Raw genomic sequence first — 21,741 nt, 5'->3', positions numbered from 1 at the left:
GCAATATTGTATAATAGATCTCTCCCACATCGGTGCCCCGTACTTGGGTTCTCAATATTTAATTTCCTTTCCGGTTTGAAGAGGCTGACGGAGGCGCGTCCGGGGCTCAACCCCGGATCAGCCTCCGGACGGCTTCGGTATTTCTCTCAAGATCCTGGAGTGCCGCCGTTTCTGTCTCCGCGCATCCGTAGACGCTCACGACTGCGTTCCCTTCCTCAAACTCGGTACCGGGCCAGGGTATGTCGGCAATCCGGGGTGCAAGCGCCGAAAGATCGGCATCAAGCCGCATATCCCTTTCTGCGAAGAGGATCCGCCGGATCGCGACCCTTTTTGTCTTCGGCATCGCTGCAGGGATCACACCGCGGCAGGCATCCATATGCAGTGAAAAGACACTCTCTCCTGTCGCCATCTCAACCGTATCCACGGTCGCCTGGAACCGGGGGTTTATCTCGATCGCCCAGGGTTTATCTCCCGCCATGAAGTCGACACCGATCGAGCCTATGCACCCGCTTGCGGCACAGATGCGCTCGGCTGCCGCGACCATCTCCCCGACAAGCGGATGGGCGAACGGGGTGATCGATCCGGCAAACCCATGCGCGGATTCACCGTCTCCCCGGAGGATCTGCCGGTTGACCGCGATGGCCCGCGCACGCCGACCGTCTGCGACGCAGGAGACGCTTGACGGGATCCCGCTGACGAGGTGTTGTGCAATGTAGGGGGTGTCAGGCCAGGCCTCTTCCCACTGCCGGAGTTCTTCCCTGGTCTTTACGATCGCGTTCCTCCATCCTCCGGCCCCCTGGCGTGGCTTGACCATCGCGGGAAACTCTTCAACCCCTGCAAGCGGCGGGACCGGGATGTCCAGTCCCTCAAAGAATCGCTGAATCTCCAGTTTGTCGAGGAACCGCTCCACTTTCTTCGGCGGCGTGCCGCAGAGCGGGATCGTCGTCCCGATGGTCTCGGCGCCCGAGGTGACGACCAGAGCATCGACGGGACGGCGGGCGGCAAGTTCGGCAATCTTCTCCGGGAGTTCGTCAAGTTCGTCGAATGCGAGGCAATCCTCCGTGTACCAGGCAAGGTCCTGGTCACAGAAATGGTCGACGGCGTAGACTGTATAACCGGCCCGATGGGCTGACTGCGCCACGTGTCGTGTGGCAAACCCGGCAACCAGTATCCGCCCTCTCACCGCTCCACCGTCTTTTTGCCCGCTTTCGTCGGCTCGATCCGGATCTTCGCGTCCGGGTACTCCCGGTTGAGTTCTTTGCCCTCGAAGAGGTGGTCGAGGAAGAGGGCGAGGCTTGAGATCTCCGAGTGAGGCTGGGTCGTCACCGAGACGTTGTAATCGGCAAGCCCGTAGATCTCTCCCGGGACCTTCTCCGCCCCCACAACGACGAGCACCCGATCCTCACGGCGGATCTCGTCGATGACGTCGGTCATCCGGAGCCCGTACATCGTGAGGTGTGCGACCTTGCCGCCGGCGGCTTTCCAGTCCTGGATGCACCGCCGCCACTTCACGTCGTTCTCAACAAAGAATTCCCCACCCCACCGGGAGACCACATCTTCGATGCTCGCGGCCACACCCGGGTCGTTTGCGGCAAGATACATCCCCCGGGCCCCGAGCGCCCGCGCCGCGAGCCCGACGTGGGTCGTCACCCGCTGGTCGCGTTCGGGCCGATGGCCTATCCGGAGCACGGCTACTTCAGGCATAGTCTTACTCATCTCCTCTCTTTGCCCTGATGACACCGTTCTCGATGACGAACGGCAGATCCTCTTTCGTATGCCGGCACTGGCACTCGATCAGTGACTCCTCGATGGAGAGAAGCCTTACCGCCTCTCCGGATCGCCGAATAAGGAGGTAGTGCTCCAGGCGCTCAAGCGATGCCCGGACTGCACCGGGTTCAAAACCAGTTGTTGCTACCAGATCTTCGACCGTAATGCTGCCGGATTGTGGAATCCCATGATATACGGCCCAATCCAGATCTTCCTCACGCACACCTATTCTTTTTTCCGGCAAAACCGATATAGTTACTCATGAGACGCCCGCGCCATTCCAGTCCTATCTGGCGGGCGGCATACGATCTGGGGAGAACTGAGTATGGTCAATTACGCGGAACTGGCGGACCTTGCCGAGAAACTCTTTGAGGCGAGCGACGACGACGATGAACTCCTTGCAGAGAACCTCGATACGCTTGATGAAGAGACCCGAGGGGCGTTGTTATCCTCGAATCTCCTCAACGCCTACCAGGTCTTCTACTACTTCTTCCGGGAGACGCCGGACGACCTGATCATGGAGCGACTGCAGCTCCACGCGGCCTCGGACCTTCTCCGGGGGCTGGTCATCGACGAGATCGATATCTACGAGGTCATCTTCGGCGTGGTGGATGGGAGCCCGGTTCTTGCCATCACCGACGGTGAGAGGACGCTCGCACGGTTCGAAGGAAAGGGTGCATACGCCGAGATGGTCAGGTATCTCGAAGATCCTCTAGACGGGTGATCGACCGGCGGTGATCAGCCGTTCGTCCACCCTCGCCCGCACAATCCGGGGGAGGTCTCCCCAGCGGATGACCGCATCCCCGATGATGGCGAGCACACCCGTGATACTGGTCGTAGAGAGGTTATCGAGGATGGAGGTATCGTCGGGTCTAATCTGATTGCAGATCGCCGTCGCCCAGGCATCTGCGGCAGCGACGTCGTCGGAAAAGACCGTCACGGCATCGGCGATGCCTAGACTGATCGACGGCCCTACCGTCGCCGACGAGGTGCAGATGCCGAGGATCTCTTTCCGGGGTGGTATCTGGAACGCAATCTGCCCGCTCAGCGGTGATGCCCCTGCATAAATCCCAACCTTCACCTCGCGATCGCTTACGAGGGCGATATCCCCCCCGTTGTCGATGAGGGCAAACATCGCGTCATCCGCAATCATCGCTTCTACCCCCGCCCAGGCAATGGCCCCTGCCACCGCCGCCATCGGCCCGACAGAGGCCTCCTCTGCGGCCCGGACCATACGCCCGACGGTCTTTCCCGGGTTCTTCGGGGCGTAGGGCTCAAATGTTGTCGCAAAATAAGGATCCTGGGAGATCTGCCGCTCGATCTCCTGTCTGGCGGCCATCATCCCGGCCTTTGCCGTCTCAACATGCCGGGGATCGTCCGCAAGGATCGTCGTGATCGTCTGCCGAAACTCAAAATGTTCCCGGATCATCCTTGTTGCGAGAGGGCTCCGTGCGGGCATGCCTGGATACACTTGCCGCAGAGAACGCACCGTTCAGAACGCACGCGGAGTTTCCACTCTTCGTCGAATGAGAAGACTTCCTGAGGGCAGATGCTGATGCATGCCCCACAGTCGACGCACTCCTCCTCGTCGCGGACGATGGCATTCTCCATCACGCGGACCGAGACGCCGAGCTCCTCGAGACGCCGCTGGACCCTCTCCGCATCGCCATCCGGGACGTCGATCAGCACCTCGCCTGCCATCGAGTCGATGTTGGCCTTCTCGACGTTGATGAGGACCCCGGTCTCCTTCACCACCCGGGCAATCACCGGCTCTCTTCCCGGGTCGCCTCTTCCCTTTCGGGAGAACGTCAGCAGGAGTTTCATCGTCGCCGCCTCCCGCCGAAGAGCTTCCCGAGATCGATCGCCGAGAGGATGCCGACCACCCGGTTCGTCGCGTCCACCACCGGGAGGGCGCTGATGTTGTTATGTTCCAGTTTCTGAGCGGCGATATCCACCGACTCGTCGGGGCTCGTCTTGATCACCTCTCTGGTCATGATATCTTTCACCAGTCGCAGCCGCCCGTCGCTCACCACCGCCTTTGAGATGTCGTAGGTGGTGATGATTCCTACAAGCGTGCCGTTGCCGTCAAGGACCGGGAGATGGTTCGTCTCGCCTCTCAGCAGCCGCTTTGCCGCAACCTGGATCTCCTCATCCTCGGTGACGCTGATCACCTGCCGGTTCATGATGTCGCGGACGCGGGGGGTCACGGCGGTCTCCCGCATGGGTCTAACACGTTTCGCCGGGTCGATCCGCCGGGTGGGAAGAGCAAGCTCCATCTTTCCCGCCTCGATCCAGGCCTTCAGTTCCCGTGCTACCTCCAGGGCCTTCCTGTAACTGGAGAGCGACGACGTCCTGACCGTCTCGCCGCCGATCTCGACGGATCCGCTCTTTAAGTCGGCATAACTGACCCTTGCCAGCACCGGCCGATCTCGCCGGGGCGTGCCGTAATCGACGATACTGGTCATGAGATCCTCGTCGCGTACCGCTGTCCTCCGGACGATCTCGGTATCGAGCACTGGGATCGGGACGCCGACGCCGATATACATCGTTACTCCGTAGCCGTTCATCACCGCTGCACGCAGGAACTCCTGGCGCATCTGCTTCATATCCCCGGCCACCATCAGGGTTCCAAACCCGGTGCCCGCCGAGTGCTGGGTGCCTTCTCCGATGATCATGCCCTCTCCCCCGCCAAGGAAGATCGGGACGCCGCTCCCGATGACCCGGAAGGTGGGGTCGTTTGCGAGCGGTGAGAGGGTTCCTGCACCGGAGTAGGAGACGTTGCCGCACCGCGGAAGGAGAGTTCCCATGTAGGTGTGGAGCGTCCGATCCGTCGTGTTCGTCGCTGCGTTATAGCACTGGTAGGCATTTCGCGGGTTGACCATGATTGCCTGGTTCATATCCTCAAGCAGCAACTCTGTCGTGATGCTCCGGCGCGGGTAACAGTCTGTCCCGTGGGCGGTCGCTCGCAGTTCGACGGTACCCCCGGCAACGAGTTCTTCGAGGACATGGGCGCCGCCGTACGGCTGGTCCTTGGACTCGGCCTCCTGAGTTGCGCCCAGGTAGGCGTCGACCGCAGCGATTCCTGCGTATGCCTCAACGTCGTTGAGCCATATACGTTCCATCCGAATAGGGGGGTCGGCGTGTCCAAAGTTGAAGAAGGCGCCGGAGGAGCACATTGCCCCGAACGTCCCGGTCGTGACGACATCGACCTCCGCCAGTGCTCCTTCCTCTCCCAATTCGTCGACGATACCCGGCATCTCGTCGGCGGTAACGACCCGTGCACTACCGTCGCGTATCCGGGCATTGATGAGGTCCAGGGACTTTTCCATGGACGTATATTCAATTTTAGAATATTTATAGGTGTTGATTATTACTTTAGGTAATATCCGGTCAGGTATACAGATACTACAGCAGAGATCGAACGGAACACACCACGAGTATTTCAGAAAAAAGAGTTGGGTTTAATTGCGCCTGCGCAGGGCAGTAAAGAGTCCGAGAATTCCAAGTGCCCCGATAACAGCAAATGGCGCTATGCCTGCACTGGGTGTTTGGGTCGGGACGGTGGAGAGCGATGCCGAGGCAGAGGCGATGCTTCCGACGCCAACCTGGACGTTGGTCGACCAGTCGCTGTAGCCGGCAAGCGCCACCCTGACTGCATGGTTGCCGGGGCTAATACCATCGACGGTCAGAGGGGTGATGCCCTTATACACGTTGTCGATGTAGACATCAGCGCCTGAGGGGGATGAGGTGACCGCGATGGAACCGGTCGTGCCTGGCTGGCCGGGCTGGAGGGCCGCGGTGACATGGCTCGTGGTTGCTGCACTGACGGAGACCGTTGTTATGTAGTCCTGGTATCCGGAGAGAGCGACTCTCAGGGTATGGGACCCGACCGCGACATTCGAGATCGTATATACCCCTGCCGAGGGGGTCTTCCCCTGGTACTTATCGTCAAGGAAGACGTCCGCCCCTGCCGGGTAGGAGACCACGTCGATAGCCCCGGTAGACTCTGAGGGGAGGGGCGTCAGTCGGGCGTCGACGTAGCGGGTGACCCCGGGGGTCACGGTGACCGTCGATTTCCAGTCGTAGTAGCCTGCACGATCAAGTTCGATAATATGGCTCTTTGCCGAGACACTCGTGAGCGTCAGGGGTGTCCGACCCTTGTAGACACCGTCCATATAGACGTAGGCACCGGAGGGGACGGATGTGATCTCGATCGATCCGTACTGCTGGATCGGTGTCAGGGTGAATCGTATCTCCGACTGCTGCCCGGACCTGACCGTGACGGTGGCGTGGTCGGAGTTGTAGCCCGAACGCTCGGCTTCAAGGGAGTAGGTCCCGGGAGCGAGGTCCTTGATCGTGAGCGGAGTCACCCCGCGGTAGTTCCCGTTTAAGTAGATGGCCGCACCGGAGGGGTTCGATGAGACAGAGATCGAACCGACGGTCTGGGCCGGCTGCAGCGTCACATAGACATTCACGGTCTCGCCAGCCGTGGGTCCCGAAGGCAGGTTGCCGGAGTAGGTCTGGTAATCGCTCTTCTCGACCCGGATGGTGTGGTAAGGTGATGCGGTGGTATAGACCGGTATGTCGACCCATCCTCCATACGTGGTACCTTTGTACTGTCCGTCAAAGTAGACATCGGCACCGTCGATGTTGCAGTGGACACGGTACCATCCTTGATCTCCTCCTAAGCCTGCAGAGACGGCCGGGACGCCGGCGCAGAGAACGAGGAGTGTCATTCCGATGATAAAGGATCTCAGCATAATCCATCTCCTTTAACAAAAATATAGTCGATTATCGGCAGTTTTGCTTATAAAAATTCCTATTTTGCATATGGAATCTGGTTTGTTTTTCACCGATATTGGCTATTCTTATCTTTAAAAATCACCTGAGGTTATCGGATGTGCAAGATCCCCATCGTTGAAAAACCTTCCGGGCAGAAACATGATCGAGCCCCCATTCTTCGGCACCCCTCGTCCACCTTTTTATCAGGTGAGATTCACATGAAGTACTGCATGGATATCCGGAGTTTTGTCGCCACGATGGAGCAGGTTGCTCCGCCCGAACTGGCTGAAGAGTATGATGCCGGAAAGATTGGTCTCGTCGTCGAGGGGAAGGATGAGATCGGGACCGTCTGCTGTGCGCTCGACGCCACACAGCGTGTGGTGGAGGTTGCCGCTCGCGCCGGCGCCGATATGCTGGTCGTCCATCATACGCCTCTCTGGCACCCGATCACGGTGGTCAGGGGGCCGGTCTCGCACCTGCTCCGGACCATCCTTGCCTCCCGGATGAACCTCTATGTGATGCACACAAACTTCGACCGTGCCGAAGGCGGCGTCAACGACGTTCTGGCATCAAGACTCGGTCTCTCCGCGACAGAGCGGATGACGGTCGGGCTTGTCGGCGACTGCTCTCTTGATACGGAAGAGATCGCCCGTCGCCTTCCGGGAGGGGGAATCCGGGTTTACGGTGAGATCGACAGAATCCGCCGCCTGGCGATCGTGGGCGGCAGCGGGTTTGATCCCGATCTGATCCGGGAGGCCGTCGACCTCGGCGCAGAGGCCTTCCTCTCGGCGGAACTGAAGCACAGCGTAGCCCGTGCGTCTCCCATACCCTGTCTTGAGGCCACTCACTATGCGCTCGAAGCACCTGCCATGGAGGCACTTGCATCCCGCATGGGGTGGCATTATATCCCTGATCCGCCCCATGTTGTGGTAGTTCCATGAGGGGGATCTGGCAAAAGATCGAGCAGGACCGGGTGCTGACGCCGGAATTTCGTGCCTGCATCGAGCGTGTCTATGGCGAGCGGGGAAGGAAGGCGCTTGGGGCCGTTGACGAAGGTCGAGTGAAGCGTTATCGCGATTTCTTCGTCGTAGTTGGGAGAGGTGATGAGTATATTGTTGAAGGCGACTTCTGTACGTGCGGCGATTTTCTCTTCCGGGGACGCGAGTGCTGGCACATCCTTGCGGTACGCCTCGCTGAGCGGACGGGTCTATATGAATTCTACGATCTCTGGTATCAGGACACGTGGAATGTTTGAAGATTTCGCACAAACAACTATATCGCTCTCAATCATACCAAATTATGCTGCGTGATTTTCAATGCTCGAAGAAGAATATACGCTTGATTATTTCCGATCTCAAGGGTTTGAGCGGAAGGTCTGCAAGAGCTGCGGGGCGGCCTTCTGGACCCGGGACCCTGAACAGGAGTTTTGCGGCGACGCTCCGTGCGTGACGTACAACTTCATCGGCAACCCGGTCTTCAAACCCCATACTGTCGATGAGATGCGGGAGGCGTTCCTCTCGTTCTTTGAGCGGCACGGCCATACACGCCTTGACCGATATCCCGTAGCCGCTCGGTGGAGAGATGACATCTATCTGACCATCGCGTCCATCGCAGACTTCCAGCCATTTGTCACAAGCGGGGTCGTCCCCCCGCCGGCAAACCCGCTGACCATATCCCAGCCCTGCATCCGCTTAAACGACCTTGACTCTGTCGGCAGATCGGGGCGGCACCTGACGCTCTTTGAGATGATGGCGCATCACGCCTTCAATACCCCGGAAGAGCAGATATACTGGAAGGACGAGACTGTTGCCCTCTGTGATGAGTTCATCAAGTCCATCGGCGGCGATCCCGCCCGGGTCAGTTATAAGGAGCATCCGTGGTACGGAGGCGGAAACGCCGGGGCATCCGTTGAGGTGCTCATCGGCGGTCTCGAGGTTGCGACGCTGGTCTTCATGAACCTCGGACGGCAGAAGACCGATCAACCGCCCGTCATGGTGGCCGGGGTTCCCTACTACCCGATGCGGCTCAAGATTGTGGATACCGGATATGGCCTGGAGAGGTTTGTCTGGGCATCGAAGGGCTCGCCGACGATCTACGATGCGGTCTTCCCGGAGATGGTGAGCCGCTTGATGCGGTCGGCTCACCTTGAAGACCTCCTTGATAGCCCCGAGTTCACGAAGATCATGGGTCTCAGCGCCAGGTTTGCCGGCGTGATGGATATCTCCGGGTCGAACCTCTACAACCTTCGAAAGAAGGTTGCTGAGGCGATCAACGTGCCGGTGAAGCAGCTGGAGCGGATTGTCGCCCCGATTGAGAAGGTCTATTCCATCGCCGACCACACACGCTGTCTCGCCTACATGCTCGGCGACTGCATCGTCCCCTCGAACGTCCGGGAAGGGTATCTCGCCCGGCTCGTACTGCGCCGGACGCTCCGGATGATGAATGACCTCTCGATGGAGGAAGAACTTGCTGACCTCGTGGAAGCACAGATGCAGGTCGTGGGGGTCGAGAACTTCGGTCAGGACGTTGACGTGGTCCGCGAGATTGTGGAGAACGAAGAAGCCCGGTATGCAAACACCCTTGAGCGCGGGACCCGGATCGTCCAGAAGATCGCCCGGAACTACAAGGCAAAGAGTTCTCCGGTTCCCCTCTCAGAGGTGATCACCCTGTACGACTCGCATGGCATCCCACCCGAGATGGTGAAGGATGTCGCTGCCGCCGAGGACGTGGTCGTGGAGATCCCCGACGACTTTTACTCGAAGATCGCCGACATGCACTCGGAGGCGCAGAAGGAGGGTGAAGAGGAAGACCCGCTCGCTCCCTACCGGGAGCGGGCAGCAGCCCTGCCCCCGACGAAGAAACTCTACTACGAACTCCCGACTGAGATTGAGTTCGAGGCAATGGTGCTCGACTTCTTCGACGGGATGGCGGTGCTGGACCAGACGCTCTTCTACCCAGAGGGAGGCGGTCAGCCGTCCGATACCGGAACCCTGGTGACATCCGAGACGATGGTGCGGGTGGAAGAGGTGACGAAGATTGGGGAGGTGATACTCCACCGGGTCACCGGAGGCACTTTGAAGCGGGGTGATCGGGTGAAAGGCGTGCTGGACGAGGAACGCCGCTGGTCGCTGATGCGCCACCACACGGCGACCCATGTCCTGCTCTATGCCGCAAAGAAGGTGCTCGGGGCTCATGTCCACCAGGCAGGCGCCCAGAAAGGAATCGAGACCTCACGCCTGGATATCCGGCACTTCAAGCACATCACGCTTGATGAGCTCAGGAAGATCGAGATAGAGGCAAACCGCCTGGTCATGGCCAATATACCGGTCTACATCCGTATCGAGGAGAGGACGAAAGCAGAGCAGAAGTATGGGTTCGGCCTCTACCAGGGCGGTGTCCCGCCGGGCCGGGAGATCAGGACGGTGCAGGTGGGAAGTGACGTGCAGGCGTGCGCGGGAACCCATGTCCGGACAACCGGCGAGATTGGCCTGATACGCATCATCGGTGTTGAGCATATCCAGGACGGTGTGGAGCGGCTGGTCTTTGCGGCCGGTATTGCTGCCGTCCAGGCAGTGCAGCACATGGAAGAACTTCTCTGGGCATCAGCCGATGTGGTGAGCGTCCAGCCCGAGAACCTGCCGGCGACGGTAGCTCGGTTCTTTGGGGAATGGAAAGAGCAGAAGAAGGAGATCGAGCGCCTCCAAAAGAAAGTGGTGGACCTTGAGAAGCAGAATCTCGCCGGTGAGACGGTGGACGGTGTCCGGGTCGTCATCAAGCAGGTGGATGCGGCCCAGAAGGAACTCGTCGCGCTTGCCACCACCATCGCCGATGAAGGCGGCGTGGCGCTCCTGGTATCGGCAGACGGAAACGCGAGGGTGGTTGCGACCTCGGGCACACCGGCTGTGAACGCTGCCGATCTTGTTCGGGAGGTCTGTAGCATCCTCGGCGGAAAGGGTGGGGGTAAGCCGACCCTTGCACAGGGTGCCGGATCGGACGTCTCACGGATCGGTGAGGCGCTCGAGCGCGGGCGTGCCAAGATTCTAGAAGCACTCCATGGACAATGATGTTGTGATTATCCAGCCGGGTGATGAGCGGGCACAGAAGATCGCCCGGGCAATGGCGAGTCAGACGGCAAACGCGATCATTCAGGCCTTCGGAGCCGGACCGTTGACGTCGTCGGAGGTTGCGCGCCGGATGAATATCCCCATCACCACCGCTACCTACCACATAGAAAACCTCCTTGAAGCCGGGCTTCTGGAAGTTACCGAGACCCGGTGGAGCGAGAAAGGGCGCGAGGTGAAGGTTTATGGCCTTGCAAACCAGGTGCTCATCATCGCCCCGCCGGTGAGCGATCTGCGGTCGGTGTTTAAGAAATACGCGACGCTCTTTGCGATAGCCATCTTCGCGAGCCTCAGCCTTGCGACGTTTCTCCCGGTCATCATGCCGGGGTTCCAAGACGTGCCGCCTGATGTAAAGGCTGCCAGTGGAAGCGGCGAGGAACTCTCGGTACTCCGGGCACCAACTTTTGATGCTGCTGCCGGAGCGTCGTCGGTCCACGACCTGGTGATGGGCTTCTTCCTCGGGGCCTGCGTGGTGCTGCTCGCGCTGCTGATATATGAGGTGTACTTCTGGTGGCGCACTTCCCCGCGGGCGCAAAAAGAGAAGATTGAATAGAAGAGATCCAGGGAAAGGGTGCTGGGGTCTTTACCGCCGCCCCCTGGCAGGTGCTGCTTCCTGCGGTCTCCCGCTCCCTGCTTCAACTTTTGCTCCACACTTCGGACAGCGGGTCTTCTTAGGATTGATCTCTGCACCGCAACTGTAACATTTTGACATGGTCTATCACCACATGTGCCTGAAGGGGGTATGACACCATAAGGCTATCTGATCTGATTTTGGTTGAAACGTCCGGAAGCGGTCTGAACAATGGGACTGTAAACCAATTTGCGTCGAACACCATCCTTTCGCGACCTCTGTTTGTCCTGCATTCGAGGTAGGGTGTGTCGTCTGACAACCCAGAGAGGGGCAGGTTGTGGGTGACCTTTTCCTTTTTGATCGCCGGTTTCCCGGGAACTATTCAGGGTTTCCTGTATTTCAGTCCACCAAGGCCCTGGTCCATCGGACGTCCAATAAATACCGTGATCTCCGGGAACGCTGGACTGCAGCGCATGGCCTCATATATGCTGGGTTACGGCCTTCCGGCACGTGGGAAGTATAACACTATAAAACTCCTTTTTATTCCATAAAATCATGTTTTAAGGCCTGTTTGGCCTTATGGATTATAGATGCATTTATAAGTAAACAGTGTGTTCTTTTAACTGAAGCGGAGGCTTTATGCAGAGCGTTCTACGCCACACCTTCATGGTTTTACTTGTTGCCTGCTGTTTTGTTCTTCCCGTGAGCGCTCAGCCGTCTTTAGGCGGAGACAACGGGTGGTACGCGGTCTACTGCAACATCGATGGAGCACAGGTTTACTTTGACAACCAGTACAAGGGCGAGATCCAGGGCGGCGTGCTGTACGTCCCGGTTTACACCACCGGGACCCCCTACAGCAAGTTCCGCGTTGAGATGGATGGATACGCTACGTACTACGGAGACATCAACAGAGTTCCCGGCAAGGGCGAGGTCTTTGACCTCTACGCAACCTTAAACCCGGTCCAGACCCCTGCCCCGATCGGCGGCGATGTCGGCTGGTACACCGTCCACGCCAACGTCGACGGCGCAACGGTGATGTTCGACAACGAGGTCAAGGGCACCATCAGCCAGGGTGTCCTCTCGGTGCAGGTCTACACAACCGGGACCCCCTACCGGACATACACCCTGACAAAGGACGGGTACGCGGCCTATACCGGCGTGATCGACCGGTACCCCGGTGCAGGGGAGACGGTCGATCTGTATGCGACGCTGAACCCCGCGCCGACACCGATCCCCACCCAGAAGTCGCCGCTCTCCCCGGTCCTGGCCGGCGGTGCGTTGCTGATTGCAGGATTGCTGCTGATTTCGGGAAACAGGAAGAACTGACCCCTTTACCATTTTTGACGGTTGCCCGAAGGCACTCCCGCAAGAACGATGAGGCTGCCGCCCCGTAGACGTACCGGACGCTCGTCATCGGGCAGGGGCCGGACCGGGTGAACCTGAAGATCGTCCTCTTGCTCCGCCCCGAAGACGGGCGACTCATGTTCGGCGGGCGGGGGCAGGTGCGGATCGGCGGGGAGTATATCCTCTCTACAGGAGATGCCCCCGGGCAGCCGGATCACTCCGGCTGCCGATCTCTGCCGGATCGAATCGCATGGATTAAATTTCATCAATTGGAGTTTTTCTGCATGCCAACAGTGTTTGCATACGTCGGCAGCCCCCACGGCAACCGTTCCAATACCTATGCCCTGACAAAGATGATGCTCGATCGCCTGGCAGAGAAGGACAATGCGATTCGGTACGAGATATTTACTCCGGCCGAGACGACCATCCGATACTGCAAGGGCTGCTGGACGTGCATGAGCAAAGGATTCTGTCCCCAGGATCAGCACGACGACATGGCGATGCTCAAGGAGCGGATGGAGGACGCCTCGTTCATCGTCCTCGGCTCCCCGGTATACACGATCAATGTCTCCGCGCAGATGAAGACGTTCTTCGACCGCCTCCCGGCCTGGCTCCATACGATGCGGCTCGCCGGGAAAGCCGGCGTGACCGTTGCGACCACGGCGGGAAACGGCCTTCCCGAAGTGCAGAACTACCTCGGGATGATGATGACGTCGCTTGGTGTCAAGACCGTCGGAACGCTCGGGGCTCACGGGTCGCTCCCCGGCCATCTCTACGATCCCGACGGAGCACGGAGGGACGCCCATGCGCTGGCCGATGAAGTCTACCCCTACGTGACGGGGGAGCGCGTCGTCACCACCGACGAGTACCTTGAAGAGGTCTTTAAGATCATGAAGCAGAAGATCGCGATCGGCGGCGGCAGCGTCCTTGCAGGGGATCTCGAGTACTGGACGCGAGCCGGCTATCTCGATTGCACCTGTTTTGGGGACGTGCTGGCAAAGAAACTGGGGTCGTCCGGGGAGATGAACGTCAGCGCTCAAGTTCGGGAGGAGGGGAGACGTACATGAAGAAGTTGTGGTTGACCGCCGGGATCATACTCGGCGTCGTCATTGTCGTCTGGCTTGCGGGACTTGCCGCTACCCCCAGCCCCCTTCCACAGGGCCCGATCGCCTTCGATTCTCCGGAGGGCCGGGCCCTGCTCTTTCGGAGCACGGCAAACGCGGATTACTTCCTTCTTGCCGAGCACTTTGTAACCCAGGAGCACCTCACTTACTGCGGTCCGGCGAGCATGGTGATGGTGCTCAACGGTCTTGGGGTCCCCGCACCCGAGACGCCGGAGTTTGGGGAGTACCGCTACTTCACCCAGGACAATCTCTTTGAACGGGCTGACGTCAGGGAGGTTGCGGACCCGGAGGCCGTCTCAAAGAACGGCATGTTCCTGCGTGAGGTCGGGGCGGTCCTTGAGCAGTACGGCGTGAACGTGACAGTCCACCACGCCGACGAGATCAGCGTCGATGAGTTCAGGAGACTGGCTTCGGAGAACCTGGCCCGGAAGGGCGATTTCATCATCGTAAATTACCTCCGGACGGCTGTCGGGCAGGTGGGCGGGGGCCATTTCTCACCGATAGCCGCGTACGACAGAGAGTCGGACCGGTTCCTGGTCCTTGACGTCTCCCGGTACAAGTATCCTCCTGCCTGGATCTCGACGGAGGATCTCTTCTTGGCGATGGACACCGTCGATTCGGATGCGGGGGAGCTGCGAGGATTCATCTCCGCTGCATTCCGGCCCGAAGGGTGATGCGGGGAGAGCAACCGCGGGTTCCCTCGCGGTAACCTTTTTTGCAACAAAGCAGGGAGCGGCCGTTCAGGCGGCAGATGCCGGTTCCTCTACGATCAATTCGTGGCGGTCGAGCACCCGCCCGACCGAACAGATCGGGGACGGGGCCGGCAAAACATCCATTTGCGCTGCCGGTCGCCGGAGCCGATCCTCGGGAGGACGAAGGATCTGCTTCTGTTCGGAGAATAACGAATAAACAACCGCCCGGGGTTCTCTGCGGCATCGGGGGGTTGAAGGATCTCCGCGAGAGAGGGCGGTGTTACGGCGCCGGGAACATTCACGACCGGATATCGCTCATAAAGGGCGTATCGCCGCTCAGTTCCGCTTCAACGAACGCCCCGGAAGGATGCGTCCTGATCCGGAGATCGATGATGTTGTCCATCTCCGACCGTATCCGGTTCTCGAGCTCCTTTGCGAGTGTATACGCTTCCTGCACGGTCGCATTGGGGTCCACCTCGATGGTCAGCTCGACCGAGAGGGCGCCCCCGAACCCCCGGATCCGCTGCTCTGCGATGAAGTAAACGTCCGGATTCTCCTCGACGATCCGCTCGACGAGCGCGGTTGCCTGGAGCGAGGGGTTTGCGTCGACCAGTTCCTGTGCTGCGTCGATGGCCTCTTTCGCCCCGTACGCGAAGATGATCAGCACCACAACAAGGGTAATGGCGGTCTGGAGAAGCGTCATGGTCGGAGAGACGATGAGCAGCACTCCCCCGATGAAGATTATCGCGGATATGGCGAGATCGCCCTGAAGCAGCACAGCATTCAGGAGCAGGAGACGGCTGTTCACCTCCTTTCCCACGCGCCAGAGATACCGCACGAGGAGGAGTCCAACGGCGATCGCGGCAATCGCGTACCCGGCGATGAGGGCGCCTATTTCGGGAATGAGGTTCTCGGCCGGGTACAGGATCGTATCCGCAGCCTGTTTGATCGCAAAACCGCAGACTGCCAGCGCAACGAGGAAAAGCATCAGCGTCTCCACGCGCCGGTAGCCATAGTGCATCTTCCAGTCGGCCTGCCGCTGACCGAGGCGGACACTTATCAGGGAGAGTACTCCTGGAACAAGGCCGACGATGTTGACAAACCCGTCGGTCAGGAGTGCACGGTTGCCCGTGACCACAAAGAGGCCGACCTCGACGGCACCCAGAAGCGTGCTGACGAGCATGGAGACCACCAGTGCAAATGTGACACGCCGGATCCGTTCTTCCGGCATCGTCGGGGCCTCTGCTGGCATCTTACATGTTTGATCTTTCTTTGTATCCTCAAGCATAGTACACACGTCTCCCGGGCCCGCCATTGTCTGAAACCGTCGTGATGGATACCCGGTAAGGTGCGGGAAAACCCGGTGCGTCGTGCGCCGATTCATGAAATATGTCATGAAAAGGCAGGAGTTTTCCCGAATGGTTCCAATCGGCCAGCCTCTGTTGTCTCCTCACACTACAAGAGGGTAAAATAAACATACTGCACAAACCTTCTCATTTCTTTACCGTGCTGGCGTCCAGGTTTTGAAGATACAGGATTGTATTCAGCCGTATGACATTCGTGGTGACCAGAAATGCGCCCTTTTGCGTTTGCCCCGGGTTTTGAGTGTTGGATCTGAACCGGCTCAAGAACCGGTGGATGGACAGATGCGAAGCCGCACTGTGACAGGTGGGGCTCATACGCGGCATGCACGACCACACCGGAGGTGGAAGCATGCTTCCGCCGCTCACATCCGCTCAAAGGAACTCTGGGGGCAAACTGCAGCCGGGCGCCATAAAAATGGAGTTAGGAGCCGTCAGGCAGCCTTGGCCGCTTCCTCTGCGGTCACCTCGTGGCGGTCGAGTGCCCACCCGACCAGCAGCGCGGCCGTCGAGAGGGGAAGGGCGACGACGAGCGGGTCCACATCCTGCCACGGCGCGGAAAGGATTGCCGGAACCCCGAAGAGGAGATTCGAGATCCCGAGCGCTGCCGACTCCTTGACGTGGACGAAGGCGGTCCAGACAAACCAGGCAACCGTTCCGACGACGAGACTGATCTTTGCTGCACGGATCGACGGCCTGCTGCAGTACATAGCGTGAGCGTAGGCCGGCAGGAACGCGGATGCACAGAGGCCCATGAACATCGCTGTCGCCCGGGCGATGATGCTGCCGGGAAGGATGAAGGCAAGGACGACGCTCACGACGATCATGACGACGGTCGCAATCTGGATCGGTCGCATCGCCGCTCTACCGGAATCGGTGCGCCGTGCGAGATCAAACCCGAGCGATGTTCCCATGACGTGGAAGAGGGCGCTGAGCGTGGACATCGCTGCTGCAAGGAGCGCCAGCATGAAGATGACGACGAAGAGGTCCGGCATCGATGCGTTGATGAAGTTCGGTATGATTGTATCGACGTTGCCGTTGGGTGCCGCCGCGAGAGCGATCAAACCCTCCGTCTGGTAGAAGTAGACGTTTGTCAGCGCACCGACCGTGAAGGCGACGCCGGTCATCATCAGGATGAACGGCCCACCGACGAGGACCGCACGATTCAGTGCACGGTCGTCTTTGACGGTCATGAACCGGACGACCAGCTGAGGCTGCGCGAGCACCCCGATGCCCACGCCGAGAACGAGCGTCGTCACCATGGTAAGCCATATCGGCGACCCGAATACCGGCATGGAGGTCCACCCGGTCATCCCTCCGGCGGCAAGCGCCTCCGGGACGAGGTCCGACATCGCGGCAAGGGCGGTATGCGCCTCGACGACGCCCCCGAGGTGGACGTAGGTGAGCACGAGGAGGACGGTCATGCCGACGAGCATGATCCCGCCCTGCAGTGCGTCGGTGTACATGACGGCAATGAGCCCACCGAACACCACGTAGAGGGCGACGACTGCGGCAAACGCGATGAGTGCAGTGTCGTACGGGATCTGCAACGTGCTCGTGATGAACTGTGCTCCTCCGATCAGGATCGCCGCCGTATACAGCGGCATGGCGATGACGATGACGAGCCCTGCTGCGTAGCGCATGAACGGCGACTGATAGCACTTCCCCATCAGGTCGGGGAAGGTCACGGCACGGAGTTTGCTCCCGATACGGCGGGTCTGTTTCCCGAAGACTATGAACGCGACGAGGATCCCTAGCCCAATATTGAGGACGGTCAGCCAGATCATCCCCATGCCGAGTTGGGCGGCAACCCCGCCGAAACCGATGATTGCGGATGTGCTGATGAAGGTCGCACCGTAGGAGAGGGCAAGAACGACAGAATTGGCCTTTCTGCCGGCGACCATATAGTCATCGTCGCCTTTCGTCTGGCGGTAGCCGAGATAACCGAGACAGATGATGATGGCGAGGTAAACCAGCGTCACCGCGATGAAGAGTCCAGTGTCAACTGCCACCCCGTTCCGCCTCCGTTCCTTTATTCCAGTTCAGCAGGCCGTACACTATGCATGCGAGCGTAAGTCCGAGCGCAAGCAGATATCCAGACCAGATTGCAGGATCAGTAATACCGAACATCAAATCACCTAACGGTAACTGAAAAACCGTTACATTACACGGGAACGCAGCAAAAGAGCTGGTTCCCTAACTAAAGGAGAATGCGTTCTGCGTAAACGTGCAGTGCACGGTCACACAGTTCTGCACTGATGTGCAGTTCTGCACAAGAGTGCTGTCGTAGGTCTCTAAATGATCTTCAATCATCGAGTACCTAAAAATCATCCAGATCTATTGTATTTAAATTCTGCGATTTTGTTGACGCCAGGGTGAAGATAGACCGCATCACAGCCTTATTCCTTCCACAGCAAAGCCCGTGCAGCGCTGGAACGGCATACCGTGGCGCTGGCAATCCAGAATGGTGATATTCAGATACGGCGTATCAGATGTTGTCTTACGGGACGCGAAGCCTTCAGAGCGGTGAATCATGGACGGCACGACAGAGATTGTTTCGGCGGCACTGGCCCTCTCATTCGATCTCCTGCTCCGGACGGTCCCGATCGTCGCCATCGGCGTCCTGATCGCCGAAGTCCTGATTGCCCTGCGGGTCACCGATAGGATTGCAAAGATCGCCTACCCGGTCACGACCTTCTCCCACCTCCCCCGCGAGTGCGGGGCGAGTTTTCTCCTGGCGTTCGTCTCGTCGCAGGCGGCGGACGCGATGCTCGTCGATTACCATCATAAGGGGGTGATCGGGAGGGGCGAGCTCATCGTCGCGGCGCTCATCAACTCTTTTCCGGCCGTCGTGATGCACTGGCGCTACCTCATCCCGGTCTACGTGCCGCTGCTCGGGGTCTTCGGGTTGATCTACTTCGGCATCCTGATGGGGATCGGGTTCCTCAAGACCGGGATTGTCATGGTTGCCGGGCGAATGCTCCTTCCCGGGGTTCCGGCATCCGCGCCGCCGGAGAAACCCTCTGGTAAGACGTTGTCCCTGCGCGAGGCGCTCTCGGCCGCAGCCGGACCGACCGCAAAGACCCTCCGTCGTATCCTCGGAATCATGATCCCGACGCTCGTCATCGTGGCGTTTCTCATTGAAGCGGGCGTCTTCGAGACCGTTGCCGCGTACCTCGAGGGTGCGAGCAGACTCTTTCCCATTCCGCCCGAAGGCATCGCGATCATCGCGGCAAAGTTCGGGTCGTACGTCGCCGCGGCAAGCCTTGCGTCCGGGCTGCTCGCGGCGGGCGATATGACCGGCAGGGATATAGTCATCACGCTGCTCGTGGCGAACCTGTTGACCAGCGTCGTCACCTACCTGCGGTGGCTCGGGTCCTTTTATATTGCAATCTTTGGACCCCGGCGGGGCACCGAGATCATGCTTCTTTCGGTCGCGCTCCAGGACGGCCTCCTGCTGGTTGCCATCTTCCTGCTGGCCTGGTTCTGGTGAGCGGTCCTGTGGTATGGACGACCCATATCCTCGATCGCGATACCGGTCTGGAGCTGGATGGAGCGACCCGTAGATCTTGGTTGACTCCTTTGTCTTTTTGGCATGCGCGGATCCGGAGTTGATACTGCCTCACCAAAATCATCGGAGGCGGCAGATGAGATAACCCTTGGATGCCACGGCCCACCTTGGTGGTAGGATTTCCCTCCAAGGCTAGTGGCGATGCCAAAACCCCGCCGGTGATGGCCGAGGATATGCTCTCCCGGTGAGGCAGATGGCAGTCAACAGGGGTGCAAAGGGGCAAATCACCGGCGTACTTGTATGCCCTGTCACAACTTCCCCGTAACTGTCGCCCATTGGAGATTGCGCTCGGCGAGGAGCATGTATTCGTGGAAATGGGGGAGACCATCCGGGGAATCAAAAGATACGGTCGGTATGTGGAGGACAGGCACGTTCAGAACCGCTGGAAATACTCATCATGCACGGGCCGCGAGCGGGACGGCGTGACATTTAAGTACAGTGGACATATTGGGGAGGTCCTGATCCGGATGGTTGCCCAGCGAGGAACCTCCGGGATCGGTAGGAGGGCTGCAAGGTCGGTGCCGTCCAAACCGGGCTCCACCAAATCCACAGAGCCCTCAGCCGGAGGTGTTGTTATGGCCGAGACGAGTATTATCACTGAACCCGGAAAGCAGGAGATCATCACCACGCGGGAGTTCGACGCGCCGCGCGACCTCGTTTTCCGGGCTTGGACGGATCCGGAATTGATAGCGCGGTGGTGGGGGCCGGCGAGCTTTACGGCGCTGGTCTTCAGGGTCGACCTCCGCGAGGGGGGCAGGTACCTGTTTGGTATGCGCTTGCCCGACGGCCGGGACTTCTGGAGCACGGGCGTCTACCGCGAGATTGTCGCGGGTGAACGGCTCGTCTTCACCGACTCGTTTGCGGACGCCGAAGGCAACGTGGTCCCGGCCTCGACATACGGGATGAGCGGGGACTGGCCGCGTGAGGTGCTCGTGACGGTGACGTTCGAGGAGCATGGAGGCGAAACGACGGTGACCCTTCGGATGGCCGGGATTCCGGCTAGCGAGACGCTCGATGCTGCCGAGGCCGGGTGGAACGAGTCCCTTGACAAACTCGGAGTAGTCCTGAAGGAACTCTCGATGCGAAAGACCGGCGCCTGAAAGTGCGTGCCGCCCGGAGCGGTTTGAGAGCCCCGGAAGCCAGGCGGTCCGAACCGCCCGGTCCGAGATCTGCAAAAAGAGGGTTACATCCCTGCCCGGGAGAGGATGGTCTCGGCCACCTCTTCGGGGGTCAGGAAGGGGAAGTCCTCCGGCTTTAAGAGGGTGCCCGCTTCCCCGGCGGTCATCTCCACGTCGCCGGCCTTGCATCTGGTCGCCGCTCCTGCGGGGAACGCGGCAAGGAGATCCTCGGGTGTCTTAATCGGGAACTTCGCGCCGGCGAGGGCGCCGACGATCTGCGCATGGATCTCTTCCTTAACACTCATACTTTTTCCTCCGTCATCCTGGTGGTATCCCGGGCGGCCTTTGCCGGCGAGCAGTCGTTGCTATACACTTTGCAGCCGAGCCGCGCAGGTATCGTCTCACCGTTCATCCTGTTAGACAGTTAGTATAATATATATGCCCGTCACTAAACTATACCTGATGCCCACGCTACAGTCCCATGACCATAAGGGGTCCGACGAGGATGAGCAGTTCTATGGGAAGGAGATCCAGGAGGTTCGATCCGAACTTGCCGGCCTCAGGAGCGAAATCAGGCGGTTTATCGAGCATGCGAGCCGGCAGAACGTTGATGCGGCCCTCAGCGGACTCCGCAGGGAGTACGCGGATCTCTTCATCGGGCAGAACCTCTCCGATGCCGGCCAGAGGCTCCAGGAGCGGATGATCCGGGACTGCCCGATGAGGGAGCGGTGCTACGCCGTATTCTATGAGTTCCTCAAGGCCTCCGCGGAGCATATCCGGGACGGTGAGGTGAGCGAGGAGGTCGTCCGGTCCTACCGTGACCGGCTCGCGACGATGCGTAAAGCCGGGAAACTGGAGTCCTGCGCTACCTGCTTTGCCGAGACGAACCGACTCTTTGAGAAACAGCTCGATCTGATGCGAACGCTCGGGGTCTACCGGGAGAACAAGGAGACTTCTTCGTCCATCGCGGACCTTCCGGGCGAGGTCCTGGTTCGGGAGATCCTCGAGCCGCTCGCAAACCGGCACCGGTTCCGGATCGTGCAGGCGCTTGCCGCAGAGTCGCAGACGTTCTCGTCCCTCTCGAACCTGACCGATCTCCGGGGAGGGAACCTGCTCTTCCATCTCAAGAAACTCCAGGACGCGGGACTGATCCTGCAACGGCATGAGCGGGGGGACTATATCATCACCGATAAGGGCTATAAGGCCCTCACGGGCATCGGCACCCTCTACGCCGCCCTGGGACCGTAGCGCCCCGGCCCTATTCCCTCGATACGATCGACGTACCGCCGG

Annotated in this window: 22 protein-coding genes; 11 read left to right on the top strand and 11 right to left on the bottom strand. The window is 59.6% G+C overall.

Annotated features, from left to right (window positions below):
• Positions 1-106: 106 nt before the first annotated feature.
• The 3 genes from ACI94_RS00525 to ACI94_RS00515 are packed head-to-tail and all read right to left on the bottom strand — an operon-like array spanning position 107 to position 1,990.
• The gene (locus ACI94_RS00525) at positions 107-1,183 is read right to left on the bottom strand and encodes an ATP-grasp domain-containing protein (RefSeq protein ID WP_066958481.1); all 1,077 of its coding nucleotides are present in this window, start codon (positions 1,181-1,183) and stop codon (positions 107-109) included.
• On the bottom strand, positions 1,180-1,704 hold the full coding sequence (locus ACI94_RS00520; RefSeq protein WP_066958479.1) for a tRNA (cytidine(56)-2'-O)-methyltransferase: 525 nt from the start codon (positions 1,702-1,704) through the stop codon (positions 1,180-1,182). Before ACI94_RS00520 ends, ACI94_RS00525 begins: the two co-directional genes overlap by 4 nt.
• A gap of 4 nt (positions 1,705-1,708) precedes the next feature.
• The gene (locus ACI94_RS00515; protein ID WP_066958478.1) at positions 1,709-1,990 is read right to left on the bottom strand and encodes a hypothetical protein; all 282 of its coding nucleotides are present in this window, start codon (positions 1,988-1,990) and stop codon (positions 1,709-1,711) included.
• Between the two features lie 102 nt (positions 1,991-2,092).
• Between ACI94_RS00515 and ACI94_RS00510 the strand changes: the two genes are divergently transcribed.
• Positions 2,093-2,491 (top strand): hypothetical protein, encoded by a 399-nt coding sequence (locus ACI94_RS00510; RefSeq protein WP_066958476.1) that lies wholly within the window; start codon positions 2,093-2,095, stop codon positions 2,489-2,491.
• Here ACI94_RS00510 and ACI94_RS00505 read toward each other — a convergent pair.
• The 4 genes from ACI94_RS00505 to ACI94_RS00490 form a co-directional block, all read right to left on the bottom strand.
• Positions 2,480-3,196: a UPF0280 family protein gene (locus tag ACI94_RS00505; RefSeq protein WP_066958474.1), complete on the bottom strand. Its 717-nt coding sequence runs from the start codon at positions 3,194-3,196 to the stop codon at positions 2,480-2,482. The genes ACI94_RS00510 and ACI94_RS00505 overlap by 12 nt on opposite strands.
• A complete protein-coding gene (locus tag ACI94_RS00500) occupies positions 3,193-3,591 on the bottom strand; it encodes a 4Fe-4S binding protein (RefSeq protein WP_066958471.1) in 399 nt (132 codons plus the stop codon). The genes ACI94_RS00505 and ACI94_RS00500 overlap by 4 nt, the downstream gene beginning before the upstream one ends.
• Positions 3,588-5,096, bottom strand: coding sequence for a homocysteine biosynthesis protein (locus ACI94_RS00495; protein WP_066958470.1), 1,509 nt, complete (start codon positions 5,094-5,096; stop codon positions 3,588-3,590). The genes ACI94_RS00500 and ACI94_RS00495 overlap by 4 nt, the downstream gene beginning before the upstream one ends.
• A 132-nt stretch (positions 5,097-5,228) precedes the next feature.
• Positions 5,229-6,527 (bottom strand): PEGA domain-containing protein, encoded by a 1,299-nt coding sequence (locus ACI94_RS00490; RefSeq protein WP_066958468.1) that lies wholly within the window; start codon positions 6,525-6,527, stop codon positions 5,229-5,231.
• A gap of 240 nt (positions 6,528-6,767) precedes the next feature.
• On the opposite strand from ACI94_RS00490, the gene ACI94_RS00485 reads away from it, so the two are divergent.
• The 7 genes from ACI94_RS00485 (at position 6,768) to ACI94_RS00455 (ending at position 14,383) form a co-directional block, all read left to right on the top strand.
• Entirely contained in the window at positions 6,768-7,490 is a 723-nt protein-coding gene (locus ACI94_RS00485; protein ID WP_224732811.1) for a Nif3-like dinuclear metal center hexameric protein, read from the top strand.
• Positions 7,487-7,804 (top strand): SWIM zinc finger family protein, encoded by a 318-nt coding sequence (locus tag ACI94_RS00480; RefSeq protein ID WP_286680961.1) that lies wholly within the window; start codon positions 7,487-7,489, stop codon positions 7,802-7,804. Before ACI94_RS00485 ends, ACI94_RS00480 begins: the two co-directional genes overlap by 4 nt.
• A 61-nt stretch (positions 7,805-7,865) precedes the next feature.
• Positions 7,866-10,613 carry an alanine--tRNA ligase gene (gene alaS / locus ACI94_RS00475; protein WP_066958465.1) on the top strand — a complete coding sequence of 916 codons (2,748 nt, stop codon included), beginning with the start codon at positions 7,866-7,868 and terminating at the stop codon, positions 10,611-10,613.
• Positions 10,603-11,223, top strand: coding sequence for a transcriptional regulator (locus ACI94_RS00470; RefSeq protein WP_066958463.1), 621 nt, complete (start codon positions 10,603-10,605; stop codon positions 11,221-11,223). The genes alaS and ACI94_RS00470 overlap by 11 nt, the downstream gene beginning before the upstream one ends.
• Positions 11,224-11,880: 657 nt before the next feature.
• Positions 11,881-12,567 (top strand): hypothetical protein, encoded by a 687-nt coding sequence (locus ACI94_RS00465; RefSeq protein ID WP_066958461.1) that lies wholly within the window; start codon positions 11,881-11,883, stop codon positions 12,565-12,567.
• A 302-nt stretch (positions 12,568-12,869) separates the two neighbouring features.
• A complete protein-coding gene (locus ACI94_RS00460) occupies positions 12,870-13,652 on the top strand; it encodes a flavodoxin family protein (RefSeq protein WP_286680960.1) in 783 nt (260 codons plus the stop codon).
• A complete protein-coding gene (locus ACI94_RS00455) occupies positions 13,649-14,383 on the top strand; it encodes a phytochelatin synthase family protein (protein WP_066958458.1) in 735 nt (244 codons plus the stop codon). The genes ACI94_RS00460 and ACI94_RS00455 overlap by 4 nt, the downstream gene beginning before the upstream one ends.
• Positions 14,384-14,699: 316 nt before the next feature.
• On the opposite strand, the gene ACI94_RS00450 is transcribed toward ACI94_RS00455, so the two are convergent.
• The 3 genes from ACI94_RS00450 to ACI94_RS11020 form a co-directional block, all read right to left on the bottom strand.
• Entirely contained in the window at positions 14,700-15,689 is a 990-nt protein-coding gene (locus tag ACI94_RS00450) for a cation diffusion facilitator family transporter (RefSeq protein WP_161937586.1), read from the bottom strand.
• Positions 15,690-16,196: 507 nt separating this feature from the next.
• Positions 16,197-17,774: a sodium:solute symporter gene (locus ACI94_RS00445; RefSeq protein ID WP_066958455.1), complete on the bottom strand. Its 1,578-nt coding sequence runs from the start codon at positions 17,772-17,774 to the stop codon at positions 16,197-16,199.
• Positions 17,764-17,892, bottom strand: a complete 129-nt coding sequence (locus ACI94_RS11020; RefSeq protein WP_330219247.1) for a symporter small accessory protein — start codon at positions 17,890-17,892, stop codon at positions 17,764-17,766. Before ACI94_RS11020 ends, ACI94_RS00445 begins: the two co-directional genes overlap by 11 nt.
• A 403-nt stretch (positions 17,893-18,295) precedes the next feature.
• On the opposite strand from ACI94_RS11020, the gene ACI94_RS00440 reads away from it, so the two are divergent.
• Both ACI94_RS00440 and ACI94_RS00435 read left to right on the top strand, forming a co-directional pair.
• Positions 18,296-19,255, top strand: coding sequence for a nucleoside recognition protein (locus ACI94_RS00440; RefSeq protein WP_066958453.1), 960 nt, complete (start codon positions 18,296-18,298; stop codon positions 19,253-19,255).
• Between the two features lie 653 nt (positions 19,256-19,908).
• Complete coding sequence (locus ACI94_RS00435) at positions 19,909-20,433, top strand: SRPBCC domain-containing protein (protein WP_286680959.1); 525 nt, start codon at positions 19,909-19,911, stop codon at positions 20,431-20,433.
• A gap of 83 nt (positions 20,434-20,516) precedes the next feature.
• Here the strand turns inward: ACI94_RS00435 and ACI94_RS00430 are convergent, their stop codons facing one another.
• The gene (locus ACI94_RS00430; RefSeq protein WP_066958448.1) at positions 20,517-20,756 is read right to left on the bottom strand and encodes an MTH865 family protein; all 240 of its coding nucleotides are present in this window, start codon (positions 20,754-20,756) and stop codon (positions 20,517-20,519) included.
• A gap of 157 nt (positions 20,757-20,913) precedes the next feature.
• Here ACI94_RS00430 and ACI94_RS00425 point away from each other — a divergent pair, with 157 nt between their 5' ends.
• Entirely contained in the window at positions 20,914-21,699 is a 786-nt protein-coding gene (locus ACI94_RS00425; RefSeq protein ID WP_286680958.1) for a helix-turn-helix domain-containing protein, read from the top strand.
• The last annotated feature ends 42 nt before the right edge of the window (positions 21,700-21,741 follow it).

The sequence above is a fragment of the Methanoculleus sp. DTU007 genome, assembly GCF_001512385.1.
In the GTDB taxonomy this organism is placed as follows: Archaea; Halobacteriota; Methanomicrobia; order Methanomicrobiales; family Methanoculleaceae; genus Methanoculleus; species Methanoculleus thermophilus.
This window is presented reverse-complemented; position numbering and strand designations above follow the sequence as displayed.

Coding starts and splice junctions, on each gene's coding strand:
- ACI94_RS11020 (WP_330219247.1), bottom strand. CDS start 17,892: ATGTTCGGTATTACTGATCCTGCAATCTGGTCTGGATATCTGCTTGCG.
- ACI94_RS00470 (WP_066958463.1), top strand. CDS start 10,603: ATGGACAATGATGTTGTGATTATCCAGCCGGGTGATGAGCGGGCACAG.
- ACI94_RS00480 (WP_286680961.1), top strand. CDS start 7,487: ATGAGGGGGATCTGGCAAAAGATCGAGCAGGACCGGGTGCTGACGCCG.
- ACI94_RS00435 (WP_286680959.1), top strand. CDS start 19,909: ATGGCCGAGACGAGTATTATCACTGAACCCGGAAAGCAGGAGATCATC.
- ACI94_RS00440 (WP_066958453.1), top strand. CDS start 18,296: ATGGACGGCACGACAGAGATTGTTTCGGCGGCACTGGCCCTCTCATTC.
- ACI94_RS00455 (WP_066958458.1), top strand. CDS start 13,649: ATGAAGAAGTTGTGGTTGACCGCCGGGATCATACTCGGCGTCGTCATT.
- alaS (WP_066958465.1), top strand. CDS start 7,866: ATGCTCGAAGAAGAATATACGCTTGATTATTTCCGATCTCAAGGGTTT.
- ACI94_RS00520 (WP_066958479.1), bottom strand. CDS start 1,704: ATGCCTGAAGTAGCCGTGCTCCGGATAGGCCATCGGCCCGAACGCGAC.
- ACI94_RS00430 (WP_066958448.1), bottom strand. CDS start 20,756: ATGAGTGTTAAGGAAGAGATCCATGCGCAGATCGTCGGCGCCCTCGCC.
- ACI94_RS00425 (WP_286680958.1), top strand. CDS start 20,914: ATGCCCACGCTACAGTCCCATGACCATAAGGGGTCCGACGAGGATGAG.
- ACI94_RS00500 (WP_066958471.1), bottom strand. CDS start 3,591: ATGAAACTCCTGCTGACGTTCTCCCGAAAGGGAAGAGGCGACCCGGGA.
- ACI94_RS00460 (WP_286680960.1), top strand. CDS start 12,870: ATGCCAACAGTGTTTGCATACGTCGGCAGCCCCCACGGCAACCGTTCC.
- ACI94_RS00505 (WP_066958474.1), bottom strand. CDS start 3,196: ATGATCCGGGAACATTTTGAGTTTCGGCAGACGATCACGACGATCCTT.
- ACI94_RS00465 (WP_066958461.1), top strand. CDS start 11,881: ATGCAGAGCGTTCTACGCCACACCTTCATGGTTTTACTTGTTGCCTGC.
- ACI94_RS00485 (WP_224732811.1), top strand. CDS start 6,768: ATGAAGTACTGCATGGATATCCGGAGTTTTGTCGCCACGATGGAGCAG.
- ACI94_RS00495 (WP_066958470.1), bottom strand. CDS start 5,096: ATGGAAAAGTCCCTGGACCTCATCAATGCCCGGATACGCGACGGTAGT.
- ACI94_RS00510 (WP_066958476.1), top strand. CDS start 2,093: ATGGTCAATTACGCGGAACTGGCGGACCTTGCCGAGAAACTCTTTGAG.
- ACI94_RS00450 (WP_161937586.1), bottom strand. CDS start 15,689: ATGCTTGAGGATACAAAGAAAGATCAAACATGTAAGATGCCAGCAGAG.
- ACI94_RS00490 (WP_066958468.1), bottom strand. CDS start 6,527: ATGCTGAGATCCTTTATCATCGGAATGACACTCCTCGTTCTCTGCGCC.